Origin of the sequence: Halomonas tibetensis, from assembly GCF_042643535.1 — a bacterium.
Lineage (GTDB): Bacteria > Pseudomonadota > Gammaproteobacteria > Pseudomonadales > Halomonadaceae > Halomonas > Halomonas tibetensis.
Map to the genome: position 1 here is coordinate 1 of NZ_JBHRSQ010000016.1, position 21297 is coordinate 21297.

Sequence of the window (21297 nt, forward strand, 5' to 3'; positions counted from 1 at the left end):
CCTTTGATGCCAGCGGCAACTACACGCTGACCGTCACCGGAGCGATGAACCACGCGGAAGGCGAAGGCGAGAACTGGCTGTCGCTGCCGACGATCACCTTCACCGGTTACGACGGGGATGGCGATGCCGCCAGCGTAGATCTCAACGCCCGCGTGCGGGATGACGTGCCGCTCGACTACACTCCAGATATTAAACAGATAACTAATCTTGGGGGCGAAGATATAACAGGTGATCTAAATACATTGCCGGGTGCTGATGGTACGAAGTCGATTACCATCGATGGTGTTACCTATAATGGAGTTTCCTATACAGAAGAAAATCCAGAAATGGCACTTACCTCTGGTGGAGAATCAATAACTCTAAGTGGATTTGGTACAAGTCTGCTTACAGGCTCCACTAATTCTGGTGATGTGTTTAAACTTAGCTTAAATCCAGATGATGTTACTTACACATTCAATCTGCTTGGAACTATCGATGATGGTTCTGGCATCACGTCAATTAATTTGGCTGGTGTTAACTCAGGTAATCCAGCATTTCTAAGATCGGATACGCCCACCGACGATTTTGATTTGCTTTTTTCAAGCAAGTCAAATGGAAACTTTAGCACCGTTAATTCAAGTCAATCAGCACCGTTATCAGATGGATCTGTGGGTGTTGGAACCGGCCAAACATTGAATGACGGTGATATATTAGCTATAGATTTCGTTACAGATCTTACGATTGGTAAGCAGGGAGGTCAGGATTTCTACAACTATAGTGATAGATACGAACTGGCACAATTCTCCTTCACTGTTTCTGGTAGTGGTGCGGTTACGGTACGTGCCGCAACATCAGTAAACACAGATGTTGCTGGTACCAATCAAGCTGACCACTCCACGGCTCTTTGGGATTCTAACGGCATTACTCAGGAGCAAATTGACTCAATCAGCGTTAATGGTCAGTCTGTCGATCCTGGCAGTTTAATAGACGATGGATCTGGAGGTTTTACTATTACCGGTTTGACTACTCTGGATGTGGTGACTGTTGGTGTGAGTAATGGGTTTAACCGATTGGAGATAGAGAATTTAGCAAGCATTCCTGGTGACAACTACGATATTGGTAATTTTGGCTACTCTATCATCTCGGCTGGAAGCGATATTCCGCTAACATTCGATACAACTTTGATTGATGGAGATGGTGATGCCGCGAATGGCTCGATTGATGTAACAATTGAACCTTCTGACGCCAACGCCGCACCCATCGCTCTCGATCTCGACGGCGACGGTGTCGAATACCTTTCCCTCGATGCAGGCGTGATGTTCGCAGACGACTCCACCGGTGAGTCCGTCAACACGGCCTGGGTCGGCGCCGACGATGGTCTGCTGGTCATTGATGCCAATAACTCCGGCACCGTGGATGAGACGCGCGAGTACGTCTTTACCGAGTGGTCCGAGACTGCCAAAACTGACATGGAGGCGGTTAGGGAAGTCTTTGATACCAACAACAACGGTATGCTTGATCCCGGCGACGAGGCTTGGAGTCAGTTTGCAGTATGGCAGGATGCCAACTCGGATGGTAAGACCGACGCAGGCGAGTTGGTGTCGCTTGGCGAGTTGGGTGTGGAGAGCATTGAGCTCAACTACGGTTCGGAAAGCGAAGCCCGTACCGACGCTGACGGCGACGTGATTGTGTTCGGTCAATCCCAGGTGAATTGGACGGATGGGAGTGTGACCATCGCTGAGGATGCTAGCTTCGCCATCACTGCTAGCGAAGTTTTTTCGGAAGAAGCTGACGAAGACCTTTTCCAGGGAGACGGTTCGTCTTCTCATGCGAAAGCTGATGCGTCGTATTCCGGGGAGCAGGCTGATGTACCGGCGACTGGTGCTACGTCCTTTGAGGATCTGGATACTTCCAACAATTCTATCGAATGATGATAATACGCTAGGATAAAAGGTTACGCCCCGCCCGGTTCGCCGGGCGGGGCTTTTTGCTAAGATCCATGTGTCAATTGCTGGAGTGAGCCCCATGTACATCAAACGCGACGACGATGGCCGCATCGAGCTGGTCAGTCGAGAGGAAACGCCGGAGTGTCAGGAATACCTGTCGGCCGAGAATCCCGAGGTGCTATCGTTTCTGATGGAGGCGGAGTCTTCGCCGGGGGCGGCGCATTTCCAGGCCTCGGATCTGGCCTTCGTGCGGGTGCTGGAGGACGTGATCGAGGTGCTGATGGACAAGGGGTTGATCAGTTTCACCGAGCTGCCCGAGCCTGCGCAGCAGAAGGTCATGGAGCGTCAGTCGCTGCGTCGCCGTCTCAATGGTTTGAGTCTGGTGGGCAATGAAGATGAAGAGAGCGGGATCATCTAGCTTTACCAATGGAAGTTATTAGAGTGTAGGAGTGCTGTGGCCTTGGGAAAAAGAAACGCTATCTTCGTCAGTATTGCTTCATTTTGCGACAGCAACTTGCTGTTCACCCTGGAGAGCCTCTTTGACACGGCGAGCGGTGATCTCGATATCAATGTCGGGGTTTTCGATCAGTCATTCGAGAGCATCAACGGTTCGATTGAGCGCTTTCAATGGGGTGACAGGGTGCGTTATCTGCATATCCATCCGATGCACTCCAAGGGGGTGTGCTGGGCGAGAAGCGTCATTGGCTCCCTCTTTGATGGTGAAGATTTCTATTTCCAGATCGACTCCCATACGATGTTCAAGAAAGACTGGGACAAGTTTCTCTTCGAGCAGATGGAAAAGTTGGGGAAACTCAGCTGCAAGCCGATCATCAGCACCTACCCTCCGCCCTTCGAGTTCGACGAGGAGGGCAACCCCTTCGAGAAACTTGTTCCCAGCAGTTACCTCTATGCATTGAGGCCCAAGGAGGAGGGGTTCTCCAGCTCTGACTCCTACGAGCTCAAGTTCAAGGTCTTCCATGAGAAGGGTGGAGATTATATAACTGGATTCCACCTGGCAGGCGGCTTTATCTTCACGCTCGGCAGTTTCGTCGATGAGGTTCCCTACGATCCCTGGTTCTATTTTCACGGTGAAGAACAGGGGCTTGCATTGCGAGCCTATACCAAGGGTTGGGATATCTTTCATCCGCGGCACGATCATATACCCCTCCTGCATCTCTACAAGCAGAGCGGGGTCAAGCATGATGCCCATCATTGGAGGAGTGACCTCGAGCAGGTGAGAAGAGTCAAATGGGTGGAGCGGAAAAAAGTTTCCGAGGAACGGCTGACAGACCTGATTGAACGCGAGGGAGTCAATGGGCGTTTGGGTCTCGGAACAGAGAGATCACTCGATCAGTTTATCGATTTCAGCGGAATCGATTATCGAGTAAAAAAAATCAATCATCCCGAAACTCGGTTGGTCAATGTCTAGAGAGTGAAATTGAAACGCAGAACCGCGCCCCCTGCTTGGCTATCGCAAGGGGGCTATTGCCCGCTTTCATGCGGGCTTGTCGTGTTGACGAACACCGGGGCCAGTCACGCCGTCCATCCCCAGTTCATAGAGCAGTTCGGACTCCTGGAGGCTGTCGACTCCCTCGGCGATGGCGAGGATGCCGATGGAGTGGCACAGCGTCGCCATGCCGCGCAGGATGGTCTGCTGTTCCGGGCTTCGGTCGACTGACTTGACCAGGGAGGCGTCGATCTTGAGGTAGCTGAGTCCCAGATCCTGGAGATCCGAGATGCGGCGGAATTCGCGACCGACATGCTCCACCCCAAGGTGGCAGCCGAAGGGCTGCAACTCGCGGCAGAGGCTACGGAAACTCTCCAGATCATGAATCACCATGGATTCAGGCACTTCCAGCCAGAGTTTGGTCGCGGCGTCCCGATTGGAAGTGATCAGGTTGCGCAGGTCGAGCACGAAGCGGGCGTTGTGCACCGAGGCGGGCGAGAGATTGATGCCCAATGGCTTGCCATGGCGTGATATCTCCTTGATGGTTTCTCGAGCCACGGCCATGTCCAGAGCGGTATCCAACTCCAGGCGTGAGATCCACGGCATAAAGACGCCGGCAGGACGCCATTCGCCCTTGAGGCGAAGCCGCGAAGGGCACTCCATGTGAAGCAGCTTGCCCTCAGCGTCCAGAACCGGGAAGCGGCCCAGGTACACGCCACTCTGCAGCGCCTCCTGCAGGGCCTTTCGCCAGTCGGCGTGGCTGTTGAAGAGCGGCAGACGCTGTGACCCTTCGGCGATCAGCTGAGCCAGGTCACCGCGGTTCTCGGCGGTAGCGAGCGCGCCGTCAAGGCTGGCCAATAGGGCTGCGGGCTGATCCTCCTGGGAGTAAGCGATCAGCGAGGAGGGCAGGCCGAGGGCGACGCGCTTCTCCTTCTTCTGAAGCGCATCCAGTCGCTGAGTCAGTTCATGGCCGATACCCTGTAGGTCGACGTGGCCCGGCACCAGCAGGGCGAAGTCACCGCCGCCAAGGCGCCCGGCGATACCCCCTCCCCTCAACGTGCCGAGCTGTTCCAGCTCCTGGCCGAGAGTTCTGAGAAGGCGGTCGGTGTCGGCATGCCCCAGCCTTTCACTGACTACGCCAAGTCTGGCCAGCCGGACCATCGCAAAGGTGCCGCTGGCTCGGGAGCCACTGCTTTGCCGCATGATATCCAGCTGGCCAAGGAAAGCCTGACGGTTGAGCACGCCGGTGACGGTGTCATGCTGCAGGCGCTGCCGGAGCATATCGATTCGTTCACTCTCGAGGCCAAGCATATCGTGAACGCTGCCGGAGAGCTGGTTCATGGCCTGAACGACATCCCTGAGTTCTCGCGTCCGCGGTTCGGGGGAGGTGGTGAAGCGGCGGTTGCCGATATCACGCGCCTGGGCGACGACGGCACTCAGCGGGCGGCGAATGGTACGCACGACCCAGGCAGCGAACGCCAGGCTGATCACACCGGCCAGGGCGAACCAGCCAAGGAGCTTCAAGGTGCTGCGCCACAGCGACTGGTAGGCGAAGTTATGGTGGGTGGCAACGCTCAAGGTGCCGTATTGGCTCCAGCCATCCTGAACCACCGCGCGCCCGGGTGGCACCTCAAAGCGAACCAGGTCGACGAACCAGCCGGGAGCGCCTGCTACCCTCTCGCTGCTCTCGCGCACATCGATTACCTCGCCCTCGGGGTCGCGCAGTTCGATCAGCCGATAGTGGCCGGTGTCGAACTGGGCGGCGATGAGCAGGCCGACGGTGACGGGGTCCTTGTCGAGCTGGCTCAGAGTCAACGCCAGAGCGTTCGCATTATCGGCGTTCTTGATCTGCACTTCCTGCTGCATGTAAAAGCGGCTGCTGGTCACGCCGATAAACAGGCTGCCGCCAAAGGCTAACAACAGCAGTACCACGATGGTCAACCAGAGCTGCTTGATAAGCGACATGTTGTTTTGCTCCCCACGGGCCATCGCCCGAATCAGATGAATCCCTGCTCGCGCATGCGATCAATCACGCTTCGCCACCGCGACAGCCTCGCCAGCGGATCGGCCCGTGACTCGGTGCCCCCCCCGGCCCAGAGCCCCTGGCTGTTGAAACTGAACAGCGGGTCGAGGTCGGTGCGCTGGCGGCCAGGCGTAATCGACGGCACCAGGTTGTCCAGGATCAGCGGCTCTGTCGCCGGCGTCTCGTAATATCCCAGCACCATGTGGGCCTGGGTAATCTGGCTGCGGCCGATGCGTGCTCGCACGTAGATCATGCGCAGCTGGCTACCGGGAACGCCGAGCTGCTTGAGGGTGATGTACTTTGCGATGGAATAGTCCTCGCAGTCACCCTGGCCGCGGCCCATGGTCTCCAGCGGCGTGGCCCAGAAATCCTCTTGGCCCCATACGTCGATGTCATCGACCCAGCGCACACGACGGTTGAAGAAGTCGTTGACCTCGCGGAGCTGGCTCTGGAGCGGGGCGCTTCGCATGCGTTCAAGCAGATCGAACCAGGCGTCCAGTACGGCAAGGCCCTGCTGGCCGTAGAGGCGCTGCATGCTCTGTCGTAGCCGCGATGGGTCAAAGTTAGCGGCAACGCGGCCCGTACGCAGCCCCAGCCCGGTTGCCAGCACCAGGGCGCCAAGCCCCGCCAAAAAACGGCGGCGGCCCGGCGACACAAGGCGGCGGGGCGAGGAGGGTGGCATGGCGGGGCTCGGATAGATCGGCGTTGGCTAAAGTCTAGGCGCAGGCGAGGCCTAATGCGAATGCCTTGTGAGGCTATTCCCCGGGTAGAGGAGTTCTTTTATACAGAGAGCCGGCGGGCTTATCCCTTGCCGGGGCCCAGCCAGACACGAAGTCGCCCGATCCAGCCCAGGTCGCGGCAGGCATCGCGCAGCTCATCGGCGGCCTGGTCCAGGCTCTGGCCCTCAGGCAAGGCGTTGACGAAGATCGAGACGTCCACCCGGTCGTCCAGGTAGTGCAGGTCCAGGGCGACTCGCGCGTGCCATATGTTCACGTCACGCCAGGTCTCGTCGAGCCTGTCCTCCACGTCGGCGCGCAGCGGCAGGCCGGGGCGCAGGCTGTGCTCGGTTTCGTTGGCGTCGTCCTGAGGATCGATGTGGAAGGTCACGTCGGCAAGCACGGGGAAGGCTTCGCGCAGACGTCGGGTCACGGCGTTGCCGATCTCGTGGGCCTCGGAGACGGTGACTCGAGGGGGCACGACGATGTGCAGGTCCAGCAGCGCTTGGCTGCCCAGGGTGCGGGTGCGCAGGTCGTGGACGCCGCGTACGCCTGGAATCCGTTCGGCCAGGGCCTGCATCTCGCCTCGATCGTGCTCGGGTAACGCAGTGTCGATCAGCTCCTGGCTCGACTCCCACAGCAGTCGGCCGCCTACCTGTCCCACCATCAGACCCACGACGATGGCGGCCACGGCATCCATCCAGCCGGCGCCGAACTGGGCCGCGATAAGGCCAATCAGCACCACCACGGTGGAGAGCGCATCCGAGCGGGAGTGCCAGGCATTGGCCTCCAGCAGCCGCGAGTTGACGCGTTTGGCGACGCGCATGGTGTACCGGTAAATCCACTCCTTGGCGAGGAGTGCGATCACCGCGATACCGATGGCCCAGATACCCGGGGCGGGAATCGGCTCACCGGCAACCAGTCGGATCACGCTGGACCAGGCGATGCCGCCGGCCACGAAAATCAGCACGCTGCCCAGCCACAGGGTGGCCAGGGTTTCGATGCGACCGTGGCCGTAGGGGTGGTTGCTGTCAGGCGCCTGGCGGCCGAAGTGTGTGGCGGCCAGGACGAAGACGTCGGTGAGGATATCCGAGAAGGAGTGGATGCCGTCGGCCACCAGAGCCGCCGAGCCCACCATGAACCCGGCGACCATCTTTGCGACGCCCACCACGAAGTCGATGACCGCGCCGATCAGGGTTGCCTTGTGGGCCTCGCGGGTCTGGGCCCCTTGATCGGGCGGCACTTGGGGGTGTCGATGGCCGTGGGCGTGTGCCATGGCGTCCTCTCAGTCAGGGGGCAATGCGGCCGGCCTTGTTGCGCACCGGGTTGGCGTACTGGGCCAGCCACACGTTGCGCAGCGCCGCGGGCACCTGCTGCAGACGCGCCTGGAAACGGGCGCGGTCGGCATCGCGGATGCTCGAGTGATCGATCAGCTCGGGGGCGTCACCCAGCGCCTCCAGCGCCAGGTAGTGGCTGGGGAAGAGGTGGTAGCCGGCCAGCACTTGGCGGTCAATCTCGGTGGCCACGGCGTCGGGGCTGTCGAAATCGGCCGATATTGGCGTGCCGTAGGTCAGCTGGACACGGCCCTTGTGGCCGGTAATGCCGGCGACGATGGACTGGATGTCCTCGAACTGCTCTTTCTCATAGTTGCCGCTGGTGTGCAGGGCATGGAGTTCGCGGGCCTTCTGCACGTCACAGGGGTCATATTCGTAGCTGATCGATACCGGCACCAGGCGCAGTTCGGCGATCGCCTCGCCGATCCCGACGCCGCGCTGTTCGGCACGTCGTGCCATGGTCATCATCTTGATGATCGCTGGGTCGGTGCGGTCGATGCCATCCTTGGCGCGCCCCTCACGCTGGGCCATCCAGATGGAATGATTGTCGGCGTTGATGGAGTGTCGAATATAGCTCGATAGCTGCAGATAGGCGGCCAGCATGGCGCGCTTGCCACGGGCGCTGCGCGGCACGATGAAGCTCTTGTTGAGCCGCATGAGGTCGGTGACGTAGGGCTTCTTGAGCAGATTGTCGCCGATGGCGATGCGCACCGTATCGCGTCCGGCCAGATAGAGTGAGTAGTTGACGAATGCCGGGTCCAGGGAGATGTCTCGGTGGTTGCCGATGAACAGATAGGCCGTGTCGGCATCCAGCGCGTTGAGCCCCTTGACCTGGAAGTCGTCGGTGGAGGTGCGGATCATGCGTTCCATATAGCTGGCGATGCGCATCTGGAAGTCGTACACGCTAGCGACGCCGCGAACCTCGCGGCGAATGGCAAGGCTTGCCAGGGTGCTGGAAAGGCGTGGCATGAACCGCGACAGTCGCGGTAGCCGAAAGCGGGTGAGGGCGCTGAGCAGTTCCGGATCCTGGGCCAGGCGTGCGAGAACCTCGGCCACCTCGTGATCGAGGTAGGGGCGGATCTCTGCCCAGGGATCGACGGATAAGGCGTCCGGGTGTTGGTCGGTCATGAAGTCACACGTCACTCTTCGTAATGTCCGTCGAAGTGCCCGTCGCAGTGCCCGACTCGCCGCCGAGCCAGGCAATCAGGCGTTCGATATTGGTGCCCAGGGCCTCGGCCATGAGCACGAAGTCTGTCTCCAGACGCACCAGAGCATCGTCGTCATCGTCCGAGGCGTTAGCTTCGTCGATCAGCGCATCGCCGAAGCGCAGCGACTTCAGCGCCAAGTCGTCGTGCAATACGAAGCTTAGTCGTCCCTCGATCTCGAGCGCCAGCTTGCTGGCCTGGCGGCCGCCTTCCAGAAGCTGCTGGATCTCGTCGCTGTCGAGGTCGACCTGCCGGGCGCGCAGCACGCCGTCATCGCCCTTGGCCTTGAGCTCTACCTGGTCGCCCAGCACCAGGTCGGTGGGTCGCGAGGCGGGATCCACCAGCCACTGGGTCATGGCGCGCATGGGCAGATTCTGACTGGATAGCGGGGTCACCTTGAGGCTGCCCAGGGTCTCGCGCAGCAGGTCGAGCAGTTCCTCGGCGCGGGTGCGGGAACTGGCGTTGACGCCGATCAGCCCGCGGCGGGTGTCCCACCAGAGGTCGATCTTCTGGCTACGCACGAAGGCACGGGGCAACAGCTCCTCGATCACCTGCTCCTTGATGGCGAGTTTTTCCTTCCGGGGCAGCTTGCGTCCTTCACGTGCCTCGACGTCGGCGCTTCGCTCCTCGGTCTCCTCACGCACCACGGAGGATGGCAGCAGTCGCTCCTGTCGCAGGGCGCTGATCAGTCGCTGGCCCTGGAGCTCGTGCAGCCGCGCGGTGCCGGCGCGACCGGCGGGCGCGGTCCAGCCCAGACGGCGAGGATCCTGGCTGCCCAGCGGCCTCGCGGCGTGCTCGGCCAGGGCCTCTTCGAGGGCGGCGGCATCCAGCGTCGGTGCATCGTGCAGGCGATAAAGATGCAAGTGCTTGAACCACATGAAGCATTTCCCGGGGTGAAAAGGGGGTGCATTATCCCTGAAGGGGGGCAGGGGTGCCAGCCACAAGCCCGATTGTCATGGGGTTGAAACAGCTGTTTGAATTTGTGGCGCGGCATTGCCAGAATCGCCGGCACCCGAATAAGGAGCAGCATCATGGATTCTCGCATCTCTAGTTGCCGTCTGCGCGTCCGCGGCTACCACCTGGACGGCTACGGCCACGTCAACAATGCCCGCTACCTGGAGTTTCTGGAGGAGGGGCGCTGGGGCTACTTCGACGACCACCCGGAGCTCGCCCGTCGCCTGACCCGTGGCGATGTGGCCTTCGTGGCCGTGAACCTCAACATCGACTATCGCGCCGCGGCGGTGGCGGGCGATGACCTGGAAATCCGCACGCGCCTCTCGGCACTGGGCGGGCGCAGCGCCAAGATGAGCCAGGAGATACGCCGGGTGCGCGACGACGCCCTGGTCAGCGCAGCCACCGTGACTTTCGTGCTGCTGGACGTGGCGGCCAACCAGGCAGTGCTCATCGGGGGAGAGATTCGCGAACAGCTTGCGCCCCTGGTGATGGAGCAGACGCTGGCATAGCCAGCTGCCTTTGCTCTGCCTGCAGTGGTATGATGTGGCGCTATCATGGCGCCCACGGCAACGCCGGAGAGGGCGGCCAACCTCTTGCAGTGCAAAGGATTCGACGACCCATGGGTGACATCGCCAGAGAGATTCTGCCAGTCAACATCGAGGACGAGCTCAAGCAGTCGTACCTCGATTACGCGATGAGCGTGATCATCGGCCGGGCGCTGCCTGATGTGCGTGATGGCCTGAAGCCGGTTCACCGGCGAGTGCTGTTTGCCATGCACGAGCTCGGCAACGACTGGAACAAGCCGTACAAGAAGTCGGCCCGTGTCGTGGGCGATGTCATTGGTAAGTATCACCCCCACGGTGACAGCGCTGTCTACGACACCATCGTACGCATGGCCCAGCACTTTTCCATGCGCCACGTGCTGGTGGACGGTCAGGGCAACTTCGGTTCCATCGATGGCGACAGCGCTGCCGCCATGCGTTACACCGAGGTGCGCATGTCGCGCCTGGCCCACGAGCTGCTGGCCGACCTCGAGAAGGACACCGTCGACTGGGTCGACAACTACGACGGTACCGAGCGCATCCCCGAGGTGCTGCCCACCAAGGTCCCCAACCTGCTGATCAACGGCTCGTCGGGTATTGCCGTGGGCATGGCGACCAATATCCCGCCTCACAATATGGGCGAGATCATTAGTGCCTGTCTGGCGCTGATTGACGACTACACCCTGAGCGTTGATGACCTGATCGAGTTTATTCCGGGGCCGGACTTCCCCACCGGGGCCATCATCAATGGCCGCGCCGGCATCCTCGAGGCCTACCGTACCGGTCGCGGGCGCATCTACGTGCGCGGTTGCCACACCATCGAGCATGACGACAAGACTGGTCGCGACCACATCATCGTCAACGAGCTGCCCTATCAGGTGAACAAGGCCCGGCTGATCGAGAAGATCGCCGAGCTGGTCAAGGACAAGAAGATCGAGGGCATCGCCGAGCTGCGCGACGAGTCCGACAAGGACGGCCTGCGGGTGGTCATCGAGACCAAGCGCGGTGAGTCCGGCGACGTGGTGGTCAACAATCTGTTCGCCCAGACTCAGCTGCAGACGGTCTTCGGGATCAATATGGTGGCCATCGAGGACGGCCAGCCGAAGATCATGAACATCAAGCAGATCCTCGAGGCCTTTATCCGTCACCGCCGCGAGGTGGTGACGCGGCGCACCCTGTTTGAGCTTAAGAAGGCTCGCGAGCGCGGCCATATTCTCGAGGGTCTCACCGTTGCGATCTCCAACATCGACGAGGTGATCGAGCTGATCAAGGCCTCGCCGAATGCCGCCGAGGCCAAGGCGAAACTGCTGGCTCGCAGTTGGCCGCCCGGCCAGGTCTCCGGCATGCTCGAGCGTGCCGGAGCGACATCCTGCAAGCCAGAAGAGCTAGAAGAGGGCTTCGGACTCGACGACACGAGCTCCTCCTATCGGCTTTCGCCGGCCCAGGCCCAGGCCATCCTCGAACTGCGCCTGCACCGCCTGACCGGCCTGGAAACCGAGAAGCTGCTCGACGAGTATCTCTCGATCCTCGAGAAGATCGCCGAGCTGATGGCCATTCTGGCCTCCAGCGAGCGACTGCTCGAGGTGATTCGCGAGGAGCTGAACGCCATACGCGACCAGTTCGACGACAAGCGTCGCACCGAAATCCAGGCCAGCCATCTCGATCTCTCGATGGAGGACCTGATCGCGGAAGAGGATATGGTGGTGACGGTGTCGCGTTCCGGCTATGCCAAGACCCAGCCGCTCACCGACTACCAGGCCCAGCGCCGCGGCGGGAGAGGCAAGTCCGCCACCGCCATGAAGGATGAGGACATCATTGAACACCTGCTGGTGGCTTCGACCCACGACACCGTGCTGCTGTTCTCTAACCGGGGCAAGGTCTACTGGCTCAAGGTCTACGAGATGCCGGCGGCCAGCCGCGGCTCCCGGGGCAAGCCGCTGGTCAATATGTTGCCGCTGGAAGACGGCGAGGCGATCAACGCCATCCTGCCGGTGCGTCACTACGATCCTGAGAGCTACATCTTCTTTGCCACGGCGCGCGGTACCGTCAAGCGCACCAGCCTCGAGCAGTTCTCGCGGCCGCGCAGCGTGGGCCTAATTGCCATTGATCTTGATGAGGGTGACCGCCTGATCGGCGCTGCCATCACCACGGGCGCCGACCACGCCATGCTGCTGTCGTCCAACGGCAAGGCGATCCGTTTCGAGGAGAGCAACGTGCGCGCCATGGGGCGCACCGCCCGTGGCGTGCGCGGCATGCGCCTGCTAGGCGATGCCGAGGTGATCAGCCTGATCATTCCCCAGAGCCAGCAGATTGATGCCGAGGCCGACGTCGAGAATGAGAGCGAGGCCCATGTCGAAGAGGGTGTCGCCGTCGAGAACGGCAACGCCGGTCAGATCTACATCCTGACCGCCAGCGAGAACGGCTATGGCAAGCGCAGCCGACTCGAGGAGTTTCCGCTGCGCGGCCGCGGTGGCCAGGGCGTGATTGCCATGCAGACCAGCGAACGCAACGGGTCGCTGGTCGCCGCCATGCAGGTCTATTCCACCGACGAGATGATGCTGATCACGGACCGCGGCACCCTGGTGCGCACCCGTGTCGATGAGGTCTCGATCACCTCGCGCAACACCCAGGGCGTGATGCTGATCCGCCTGGGCAACGACGAGAAGCTGGTCAAGACCGTGCGCATCGATGAGCTGGGTGATGCTTCGCCAGAGGAGTCGGCAGAGGAGTCGGGGACAGACCCCCATTTCGATGGTGACGACAAGGGAGAGCAACCGGATGGGGAGTAACGTAAATGGGGGTCTGTCCCCCCATCATCGCCACTATCATCGCCACTTTAATTTCTGCGCCGGTCCCGCGGCACTGCCCACCCCGGTCCTGGAGCGGGCCCGCGACGAGATGCTGGATTACCAGGGTCGTGGCCTCTCGGTCATGGAGATGAGCCATCGTTCGGCGGCGTATATGGCCATCGCCGAGAAGGCCGAGGCTGATCTGCGCGATCTGCTTGCCGTCCCGGCCAACTATCGGGTGTTGTTTACCCAGGGCGGCGCCACCCAGCAGTTTGCCGCGGTGCCCTACAACCTGCTCGGCCCGGGCGGGCGTGCCAACGTCATCAATACCGGCATCTGGAGCAAGAAGGCCATTGCCGAAGCTCGCCATCTCTTTGGAGACGTTCACGTGGCGGCGTCCAGCGAGGCCGGCGGGCATCTGGCCGTGCCGCGCCCGGAGGAGGTCGTGCTCTCCAACGACGCCGCCTACCTGCACTTTACGGCCAACGAGACCATCGGCGGCCTGGCATTCGATTATATTCCCGGCAGTGAAGAGGGCGGGCCGCGCCGCCCCGATGGCTCCGAGGCGCCGCTGGTCTGCGACATGTCCTCGTCGATCCTCTCCGGACCGCTGGATGTCTCGCAGTTCGGGGTGATCTACGCCGGCGCCCAGAAAAACATCGGCCCCGCCGGCCTGGTGGTGGTGATCGTGCGTGACGACCTGCTCGATCGCGCCCGCACCGACATGCCGTCGCTGTTCGGCTACCAGGCCCTGGCGGATGCCGGCTCCATGATCAACACGCCGGCGACCTATAGCTGGTACCTGGCCGGGCTGGTGTTCGAATGGCTGAAGGACGAGGTCGGTGGCCTGGCCGCCATGGAGACCATCAACGCCCGCAAGGCAGCCAGGCTCTATGGCGCCATCGATGCCAGCGACTTTTATTCGAACCCCATTGCCATTCCCAACCGCTCGCGGATGAACGTACCTTTCGTGCTGAACGACTCGCGCCTGGACAAGACGTTCCTGGCCGAGGCCGAGGCGGCGGGCCTGCTCAACCTTCAGGGCCATCGCAGCGTGGGTGGCATGCGTGCCAGCCTCTACAACGCCGTGCCTGAAGCCGCGGTGGAGGCGCTGGTGGACTTCATGGCCGATTTCGAGAACAGAAGGGGCTGACAAGCATGAGTGATACCCCCATCGATCTGGATGCGCTGCGACATCGCATCGACGACCTGGACGCAGACATTCTGCGCCTGATCAACGAGCGCGCCGCATGCGCCCAGCACGTCGCTCAGGTAAAGAGCGCCGAAGATCCTGCCACGGTCTTCTACCGGCCCGAACGAGAGGCCCAGGTGCTGCGCCGCATCATGGCGTTGAACAAGGGGCCGCTGGACAGCGAGGAGGTGGCCCGGCTGTTTCGCGAGATCATGTCCGCCTGTCTGGCCCTTGAGCAGCCGATCAAGGTCGCCTACCTGGGGCCCGAGGGGACGTTCACCCAGCAGGCTGCCCTCAAGCACTTCGGTGAGAGCGCCGTCAGCCTGCCCATGGCGGCCATCGATGAGGTATTCCGCGAGGTCGAGGCGGGTGCGGTCAACTACGGCGTGGTGCCGGTGGAGAATTCCACCGAGGGCGTGATCAATCACACCCTGGACTCCTTCATGGATTCCAGCTTGCGCATCTGCGGCGAGGTGGTGCTGCGTATTCATCACCACCTGCTGGTGGGCGAGGCCACCCGTCAGGACAAGGTCTCGCGGATCTACTCTCACCCGCAATCCTTCGCCCAGTGCCGCAAGTGGCTCGATGCCCACTATCCCCATGCAGAGCGGGTACCGGTCTCTTCCAACGCCGAGGCGTCACGCCTGGTCAAGACCGAGTGGCACAGTGCCGCCATCGCCGGCGACATGGCAGCAAAGCTCTACGGGCTGACTCGCCTGGCCGAAAAGATCGAGGATCGCCCAGATAACTCCACGCGCTTTTTGATCATCGGCAACCAGGATGTGCCCATGTCCGGAGAGGACAAGACCTCCATTGTGGTGGCCATGCGCAACCAGCCAGGCGCACTTCATGACCTGCTGGAGCCTTTCCACCGCCACCGGATCGACATGACTCGCCTGGAGACACGTCCTTCACGCAGCGGCGTCTGGAACTACGTCTTCTTCATCGACTTCAAGGGGCACTGCGACGAGCCCCATGTCGCCGCTGTGCTGGAGGAGGTGCGTGTGAGGGCCGCCGAGGTGAAGGTGCTGGGCTCCTACCCGTTCGGCGTGCTCTGAGGCATGGAGTCGCGCATCCTGATCGTTGGCCTGGGGCTGATCGGCGGCTCGCTGGCCGCCGCGCTGCGCGCCGCCGGGTTTCAGAACACCATTCTTGCTTGCGACCCCGATAGTGACGAGATCACCCGGGGCGTTGAGATGGGCCTGATCGATGGCGGCGCCACCGAGTTGGCCTCGGTCATCGAGGGGGCGAGCCTGATCGTGCTGGCGGTGCCGGTGCTGGCCATGCGCAGCGTAATGGCCGAACTGGCCCGCTGCCTGGCGCGAGCCGCACCCGATGTCGTCATTACCGACGTGGGCAGCACCAAGGCGACCATTCGCGACTGCGCCCGCGAGGCTTTCGGCCAAGTGCCGCCCAACCTGGTGCTTGGCCACCCCATCGCCGGCTCGGAAAAGAGCGGGGTGGCAGCGGCCAACCCCGAGCTCTATGTGCGCCACAAGGTGATTCTGACCCCGGAGCCCGACACCGAGGCGTCGGCCCTGGCCAGGGTGCGCACCCTGTGGGAGGCATGTGGTGCCGAGGTGCTGGTGATGGACGTGGAGCGCCACGATCACGTTCTGGCGCGCACCAGCCATCTGCCGCACCTGCTGGCCTTCTCTCTGGTAGACACCCTGGCGCGCCAGGACGAGCGGATGGAGATCTTTCGTTATGCCGCCGGAGGCTTTCGAGACTTCACCCGTATCGCCGGCAGCGACCCGGTGATGTGGCGCGATATCTTCGTCGCCAACCGCGAGGCGGTGCTGGCCTCGCTGGATGACTTCGAGGCCGGCCTGGCGCGTCTGCGCCAGGCCATCGAAAGCAGTGACGGCGATGCCATGCTCGCCACCTTTGATCGCGCCCGCCATGCGCGCCACTACTTTGAATCCCTGCTCAACAAGACCAGTTATCAGGCGGAATATCAGATGCAACAGCAAGGCAAACTGCGCTACCGGGTAGCCCCTGGTGGCGCCGTGACCGGCCGTATTCGCGTGCCCGGCGACAAGTCGATTTCCCATCGCTCTATCATGCTCGGCGCGCTCGCCGAGGGCGTGACCGAGGTGAAGGGGTTCCTTGAGGGGGAGGACAGCCTGGCCACCCTTCAGGCATTTCGCGAGATGGGGGTGGCCATCGAAGGGCCGTATCAGGGTCGCGTGACCGTTCACGGGGTGGGCATGCACGGCCTCAAAGCGCCGAGTGGTCCGCTCTACGTGGGTAACGCCGGTACCGCCATGCGCCTGTTCGCCGGGCTGCTGGCCGGCCAGGGCTTCGACACCGAACTCACCGGCGATGCCTCGTTGACCAAGCGGCCCATGGGGCGGGTGGCTGATCCGCTACGCCTGATGGGCGCCGAGATCGACACCGTGGAGGGAGGCCGACCCCCGCTGCGCATTCACGGAGGCAAGGCGTTGAGGGGCATCACCTACGACATGCCCATGGCCAGCGCTCAGGTGAAGTCCTGCCTGCTGTTCGCCGGACTCTACGCCGAGGGCGAAACCCGGGTGGGCGAACCGGCGCCAACCCGCGACCACACCGAGCGCATGCTCCAGGGCTTTGGCTACGAAGTGCACCGCGAGGGTGACACCTGCTGGCTCTCCGGAGGTGGCAGGCTGACTGCCGCGCCCATCGACGTGCCCGCCGATATCTCGTCGGCTACTTTCTTCCTGGTGGCCGCGGCGATCACCCCTGGGGCCGACCTGGTGCTTGAGCATGTCGGCATTAATCCGACCCGCATCGGGGTGATCAACATTCTGCAGCTGATGGGGGCCGACCTGACGCTCTCCAATGAGCGCGAGGTGGGCGGCGAACCGGTGGCCGACCTGCATATTCGCCACGCCCCTTTGACGGGCATCGATATTCCGGTGGAGCAGGTGCCGCTGGCCATCGATGAGTTCCCGGCATTGTTTATTGCCGCGGCAAATGCCGAGGGCACCACCCGCCTGCGCGGGGCAGAGGAACTGCGCGTCAAGGAGTCCGACCGCCTGCAGGCCATGGCCAATGGCCTGGCCGCTATCGGCGTCGAGCATACTCTGGTCGAGGACGGCATTGATATCCTGGGGGGAGGCCGTTTCGAAGGTCACAACTACGGCGGCGGGCGGGTCGACAGCCTGGGCGATCACCGCATTGCCATGTCGTTTGCCATCGCCGCGCTGCGCGCCGGTGACGAGATCATCATCGATGACTGCGCCAACGTGGCCACTTCCTTTCCCGGCTTCATCGACCTGGCCCGCAAGGTGGGGCTGCAACTCGAGGAAGAAGCCGTCGAGGAGGACGCATGAGCATGACCGAGACTTCCGCACCGGTCCTTGCCATCGATGGTCCCGGCGGTGCCGGCAAGGGCACCATCAGCCGCCTCGTTGCCGAGCGCCTGGGCTGGCACCTGCTTGACTCGGGTGCCCTGTACCGTCTCACGGCGTTGGCCGCCGGCAAGCACGGTGTGGCGCTGGACGACGAACCGGGGCTCGCTTCGGTGGCTGCCGCGCTCGACGTGGTATTCGTCGCTGACGTGGAAACGACCCGCATTCTGCTAGAGGGGCAGGATGCCACCGCCACCATCCGCACCGAACAGGTGGGCGATGCCGCCTCCCGAGTGGCGGCCCTGTCGGCGGTACGCGATTCGCTGCTGAGCCGTCAGCGTGACTTCCGCAAGCCGCCGGGCCTGGTGGCCGACGGCCGCGACATGGGGACGGTGGTGTTCACCGATGCCCCACTCAAGATCTTCCTCACGGCAAGCGCGGAGGAGAGGGCGCGGCGGCGTCAGCTTCAGTTGCGGGAAGCCGGGGTGAATGCTAGTCTATCGAGTCTTTTGAAGGAGATTCAGGCACGCGATGCACGCGACATGCAGCGCAGCGTGGCCCCGCTCAAGCCGGCAGATGATGCCATCACGCTTGACACCACGCGCCTGACGATACCGGAAGTGGTGGATCGGCTGACGGAACTGCTGACCGAACGTGGTCTGGCGTCTGCCATCTGAAACCCCCTTGCGGCGCCCCCGGCAGCATGTGATGACGTGGTTCGGTAGCGATTTCCGATAGCCGAGCCAGGTCGAACCAGCGCCAACATCTCCGGGGGTTGTGTAAATAAGGCCCGCACTCGCTGGTGGTGCGGAGGAAGCGGCATGACCGCACTTAACGTTGATCACGTAGGAACACCATGAGCGAAAGCTTTGCTGATTTGTTTGAACAATCCCTCCAGGACATCAACATGGAGCCGGGCGCTATCGTCGTGGCTACCATTGTCGACATCGAAGGTGACTGGGTCACCGTCAATGCCGGCCTGAAGTCCGAAGGTCAGATCCCCGCGTCGCAGTTCCGCGACGACAATGGCGAGCTGTCCATCGCCATCGGCGACGAAGTTCACGTTGCCCTGGAAGCCGTCGAGGACGGTTTCGGCGAGACACGTCTTTCCCGTGAAAAGGCCAAGCGCGCCGAAGCGTGGAAGATTCTGGAAGCGGCCTTCGAGAAAGACGAAATCGTCAAGGGCGTGATCAACGGTAAGGTCAAAGGCGGTTTCACCGTCGATGTCGACTCCATCCGTGCTTTCCTTCCGGGTTCCCTGGTTGACGTGCGTCCGGTGCGCGACACCACGCATCTCGAGAACAAGGAACTCGACTTCAAGGTCATCAAGCTCGACCCGAAGCGCAACAACGTCGTTGTTTCCCGCCGCGCCGTGCTTGAAGCCGAGAACAGCGCTGAGCGTGAGGCCCTGCTCGCCACCCTGCAGGAAGGCCAGCAGATCCTGGGTATCGTCAAGAACCTGACCGACTACGGCGCCTTCGTCGACCTCGGCGGCGTTGACGGCCTGCTGCACATCACCGACATGGCCTGGAAGCGCATCAAGCACCCGAGCGAGATCGTTGCCGTGGGTGACGAGATCAGCGTCAAGGTGCTCAAGTTCGATCGCGAGCGCAATCGCGTCTCCCTGGGTCTGAAGCAGCTGGGCGAAGATCCCTGGGTCAACATCAAGGATCGTTACCCGGAAGGCACCAAGGTTCACGCCACCGTCACCAACCTCACCGACTACGGCTGCTTTGCCGAGCTGGAAGAGGGTGTCGAGGGCCTGGTCCACGTCTCCGAGATGGACTGGACCAACAAGAACATCCACCCGTCCAAGGTTGTCCAGGTCGGCGACGATGTTGACGTCATGGTGCTGGATATCGACGAGGAGCGTCGTCGTATCTCCCTGGGTATCAAGCAGTGCACCACCAATCCGTGGGAAGACTTCAGCGGCCGCTACAACAAGGGCGATCGTGTTGCCGGTACCATCAAGTCGATCACCGACTTCGGCATCTTTATCGGTCTGGAAGGCGGCATCGACGGCCTGGTTCACCTGTCCGACATCTCCTGGACGGATACCGGTGAAGAAGCCGTTCGCGGCTTCAAGAAGGGCGACGAGGCCGAGGCAGTCATCCTCTCCATCGATCCGGAGCGTGAGCGCATCTCCCTGGGTATCAAGCAGCTCGATACCGATCCGGTGGCCGAGTACCTGGCGGTCCACGACAAGGGCACCATCGTCACCGGCCGCGTGGTCGAGGTCGATGCCAAGCAGGCCCAGGTCGAGCTGGCGACCGATGTTGTTGCCGTGCTGAAGGCTTCCGAGATCAGCGCCGACCGCATTGAAGATGCCCGTAACGTTCTGAACGAAGGCGACAGCGTCGAGGCCCGTATCATCGGCGTCGATCGCAAGAACCGTCAGATCGCCCTGTCCGTCAAGGCCAAGGATCAGGACGATACTCGTCAGAACCTGAAGAAGCTGCGCGAAGAGTCTCCAGAGAGCGGTGGTGCGATGACCATCGGCGATCTTATCAAGCAGCAGATGGGTCAGGACTGATCGGGAAGTTTCTTTCCGACGGAACAGGAACCGCCGCCCCTCGGGGCGGCGGTTTTTTTGTTGGTGCCCCGAATTCAAACCATACGCCCAGTACTCAGCGGTTCTTGATGAGTTATCANCGAGAAACTGGCCCCTCAAACGTGTGGGTGTGACGTGTTGATTTGCTCTATTGATTTGGGCTGTTTGTCTGAACTGTCAGTCTGAACGTTTCCCCTGAATTGCCAAGTCCATCCGCTTTCCCGCGTTTTTTGCTCTATAGATTCAGGCTTTCAGGGCTCAGCAAGTTGTGTCATGCACTCCATTATTGATCCACGATAGTTATCCTTGAGTTGCGTTGAGTCCCGGTGTCGTCCAAACTATTGCCAATTATATGACGACTGTCAGATAATGCCGCTCCCGTTGCATTAGCCACCCCAAAAGAAGGAAGTCAGATAATGTCTCTGATCAACGAATACATGCAGATGGAACAGCAGCTGAAAGAACTCCAGTCCAACATGGAGAAGCTGCAGAACGACAAGCGCCTTCAGTCGGAGCTCGAGTTCAAGGATCGCCTCGAGTCGCTGATGAAGGAGTTCGACAAGAGTGCCGCCGACGTAATCGCGTTGCTCGATCCGAAACCCGTTGGGTCTGCCCCCAAAGCGGCTTCTGCGCCGGCAGGTGCGCGGCGCAAGCGTAAGCTCAAGATCTACAAGAACCCCAACACCGGTGAAGTCGTGGAAACTCGCGGTGGCAACCACAAGACGTTGAAGGCGTGGAAGGACGAATACAACAGTGACACCGTGGAATCCTGGCTGGTCCGCGTAGAAGAGTAATTGTTCACCCCCTTCGGGGTTCATGCTCTTTTTCCGGCGGCGCCTTCAGGGCGCCGCTGGCGTGTCGACCCCTTGTTTCGTCCACGCGTCCGATGGCGGTCAGCTGATTTCGCGAAGCCCTCGACGCGCGACGTGGCGAGTTCCAGTTTCTCCCGATGCTCCTTCTCTGAGCCGTCCCTCACGAACGACCGGTGACGAATGAAACAGCACACCCAGCATAAACCGATGGACGAGCGTGAAAAACTGCGCCAATTTCGTGAACTCGATGACGCCTTCGCCCAGGCACTTCGTAAACTCGATGGTCCCGAAGATGCTCTCGACGCTTTTAACCAACCCCCGTTGATTCCTGCGATGCCTGTTCAGGATGAGGAGATGCCAGACTCCGATCATTTCGATCATCGTTTGCGAGAGCTGATGCGGGAGTATCACCAGCCCGCCGATCAAGTGGCCGACTTGCTCAAGACACTTCAAAGACTGGGACGTATCGCCTAAG

At 61.4% G+C, this 21297-nt stretch carries 17 protein-coding genes; 12 read left to right on the forward strand and 5 right to left on the reverse strand.

All coding sequences use genetic code 11. The features are described 5' to 3' along the window. From ACFODV_RS12210 to ACFODV_RS12220, 3 genes are all read left to right on the forward strand, one after another. Positions 1–1910: hypothetical protein (locus ACFODV_RS12210; protein WP_379759769.1), on the forward strand; the 1910-nt coding region annotated here is incomplete at its 5' end. A 94-nt stretch (positions 1911–2004) separates the two neighbouring features. After that, positions 2005–2343 (forward strand): tryptophan synthase subunit beta like protein, encoded by a 339-nt coding sequence (locus tag ACFODV_RS12215; RefSeq protein WP_379759772.1) that lies wholly within the window; start codon positions 2005–2007, stop codon positions 2341–2343. A gap of 42 nt (positions 2344–2385) precedes the next feature. Then, positions 2386–3354: a GlcNAc-transferase family protein gene (locus ACFODV_RS12220; RefSeq protein WP_379759775.1), complete on the forward strand. Its 969-nt coding sequence runs from the start codon at positions 2386–2388 to the stop codon at positions 3352–3354. A gap of 66 nt (positions 3355–3420) precedes the next feature. On the opposite strand, the gene ACFODV_RS12225 is transcribed toward ACFODV_RS12220, so the two are convergent. The 5 genes from ACFODV_RS12225 to ACFODV_RS12245 all read right to left on the reverse strand — a co-directional run bounded on the left by ACFODV_RS12225 (position 3421) and on the right by ACFODV_RS12245 (position 9528). Next, positions 3421–5337 carry an EAL domain-containing protein gene (locus tag ACFODV_RS12225; protein WP_379759777.1) on the reverse strand — a complete coding sequence of 639 codons (1917 nt, stop codon included), beginning with the start codon at positions 5335–5337 and terminating at the stop codon, positions 3421–3423. Between the two features lie 32 nt (positions 5338–5369). Then, positions 5370–6077 (reverse strand): transglutaminase-like cysteine peptidase, encoded by a 708-nt coding sequence (locus ACFODV_RS12230; RefSeq protein ID WP_379759780.1) that lies wholly within the window; start codon positions 6075–6077, stop codon positions 5370–5372. Positions 6078–6196: 119 nt separating this feature from the next. Beyond that, the gene (locus ACFODV_RS12235; protein WP_379759783.1) at positions 6197–7387 is read right to left on the reverse strand and encodes a cation diffusion facilitator family transporter; all 1191 of its coding nucleotides are present in this window, start codon (positions 7385–7387) and stop codon (positions 6197–6199) included. Between the two features lie 13 nt (positions 7388–7400). Continuing rightward, complete coding sequence (locus tag ACFODV_RS12240; RefSeq protein WP_379759786.1) at positions 7401–8573, reverse strand: 1-acyl-sn-glycerol-3-phosphate acyltransferase; 1173 nt, start codon at positions 8571–8573, stop codon at positions 7401–7403. Positions 8574–8577: 4 nt separating this feature from the next. Beyond that, positions 8578–9528, reverse strand: a complete 951-nt coding sequence (locus tag ACFODV_RS12245) for a recombination-associated protein RdgC (protein WP_379759789.1) — start codon at positions 9526–9528, stop codon at positions 8578–8580. A 153-nt stretch (positions 9529–9681) separates the two neighbouring features. Here ACFODV_RS12245 and ACFODV_RS12250 point away from each other — a divergent pair, with 153 nt between their 5' ends. The 9 genes from ACFODV_RS12250 (at position 9682) to ACFODV_RS12290 (ending at position 21296) form a co-directional block, all read left to right on the forward strand. Further along, positions 9682–10113, forward strand: a complete 432-nt coding sequence (locus ACFODV_RS12250) for an acyl-CoA thioesterase (protein ID WP_379759792.1) — start codon at positions 9682–9684, stop codon at positions 10111–10113. Positions 10114–10223: 110 nt separating this feature from the next. Next, positions 10224–12935: a DNA gyrase subunit A gene (gene gyrA, locus ACFODV_RS12255; protein WP_379759795.1), complete on the forward strand. Its 2712-nt coding sequence runs from the start codon at positions 10224–10226 to the stop codon at positions 12933–12935. Then, positions 12925–14088: a 3-phosphoserine/phosphohydroxythreonine transaminase gene (gene serC / locus ACFODV_RS12260; RefSeq protein WP_379759798.1), complete on the forward strand. Its 1164-nt coding sequence runs from the start codon at positions 12925–12927 to the stop codon at positions 14086–14088. The genes gyrA and serC overlap by 11 nt, the downstream gene beginning before the upstream one ends. A 5-nt stretch (positions 14089–14093) precedes the next feature. Beyond that, positions 14094–15185 (forward strand): prephenate dehydratase, encoded by a 1092-nt coding sequence (gene pheA / locus ACFODV_RS12265; RefSeq protein ID WP_379759801.1) that lies wholly within the window; start codon positions 14094–14096, stop codon positions 15183–15185. A 3-nt stretch (positions 15186–15188) separates the two neighbouring features. After that, a complete protein-coding gene (locus ACFODV_RS12270) occupies positions 15189–17441 on the forward strand; it encodes a bifunctional prephenate dehydrogenase/3-phosphoshikimate 1-carboxyvinyltransferase (RefSeq protein WP_379759804.1) in 2253 nt (750 codons plus the stop codon). Positions 17442–17443: 2 nt separating this feature from the next. Then, positions 17444–18136 (forward strand): (d)CMP kinase, encoded by a 693-nt coding sequence (gene cmk, locus ACFODV_RS12275; protein ID WP_379759807.1) that lies wholly within the window; start codon positions 17444–17446, stop codon positions 18134–18136. Positions 18137–18315: 179 nt separating this feature from the next. Continuing rightward, positions 18316–19992, forward strand: a complete 1677-nt coding sequence (gene rpsA, locus ACFODV_RS12280; protein WP_379759810.1) for a 30S ribosomal protein S1 — start codon at positions 18316–18318, stop codon at positions 19990–19992. A gap of 434 nt (positions 19993–20426) precedes the next feature. Further along, positions 20427–20804 (forward strand): histone-like nucleoid-structuring protein, MvaT/MvaU family, encoded by a 378-nt coding sequence (locus ACFODV_RS12285; RefSeq protein ID WP_379759813.1) that lies wholly within the window; start codon positions 20427–20429, stop codon positions 20802–20804. Positions 20805–21002: 198 nt separating this feature from the next. After that, a complete protein-coding gene (locus ACFODV_RS12290; RefSeq protein WP_379759816.1) occupies positions 21003–21296 on the forward strand; it encodes a hypothetical protein in 294 nt (97 codons plus the stop codon). Position 21297: the final 1 nt, after the last annotated feature.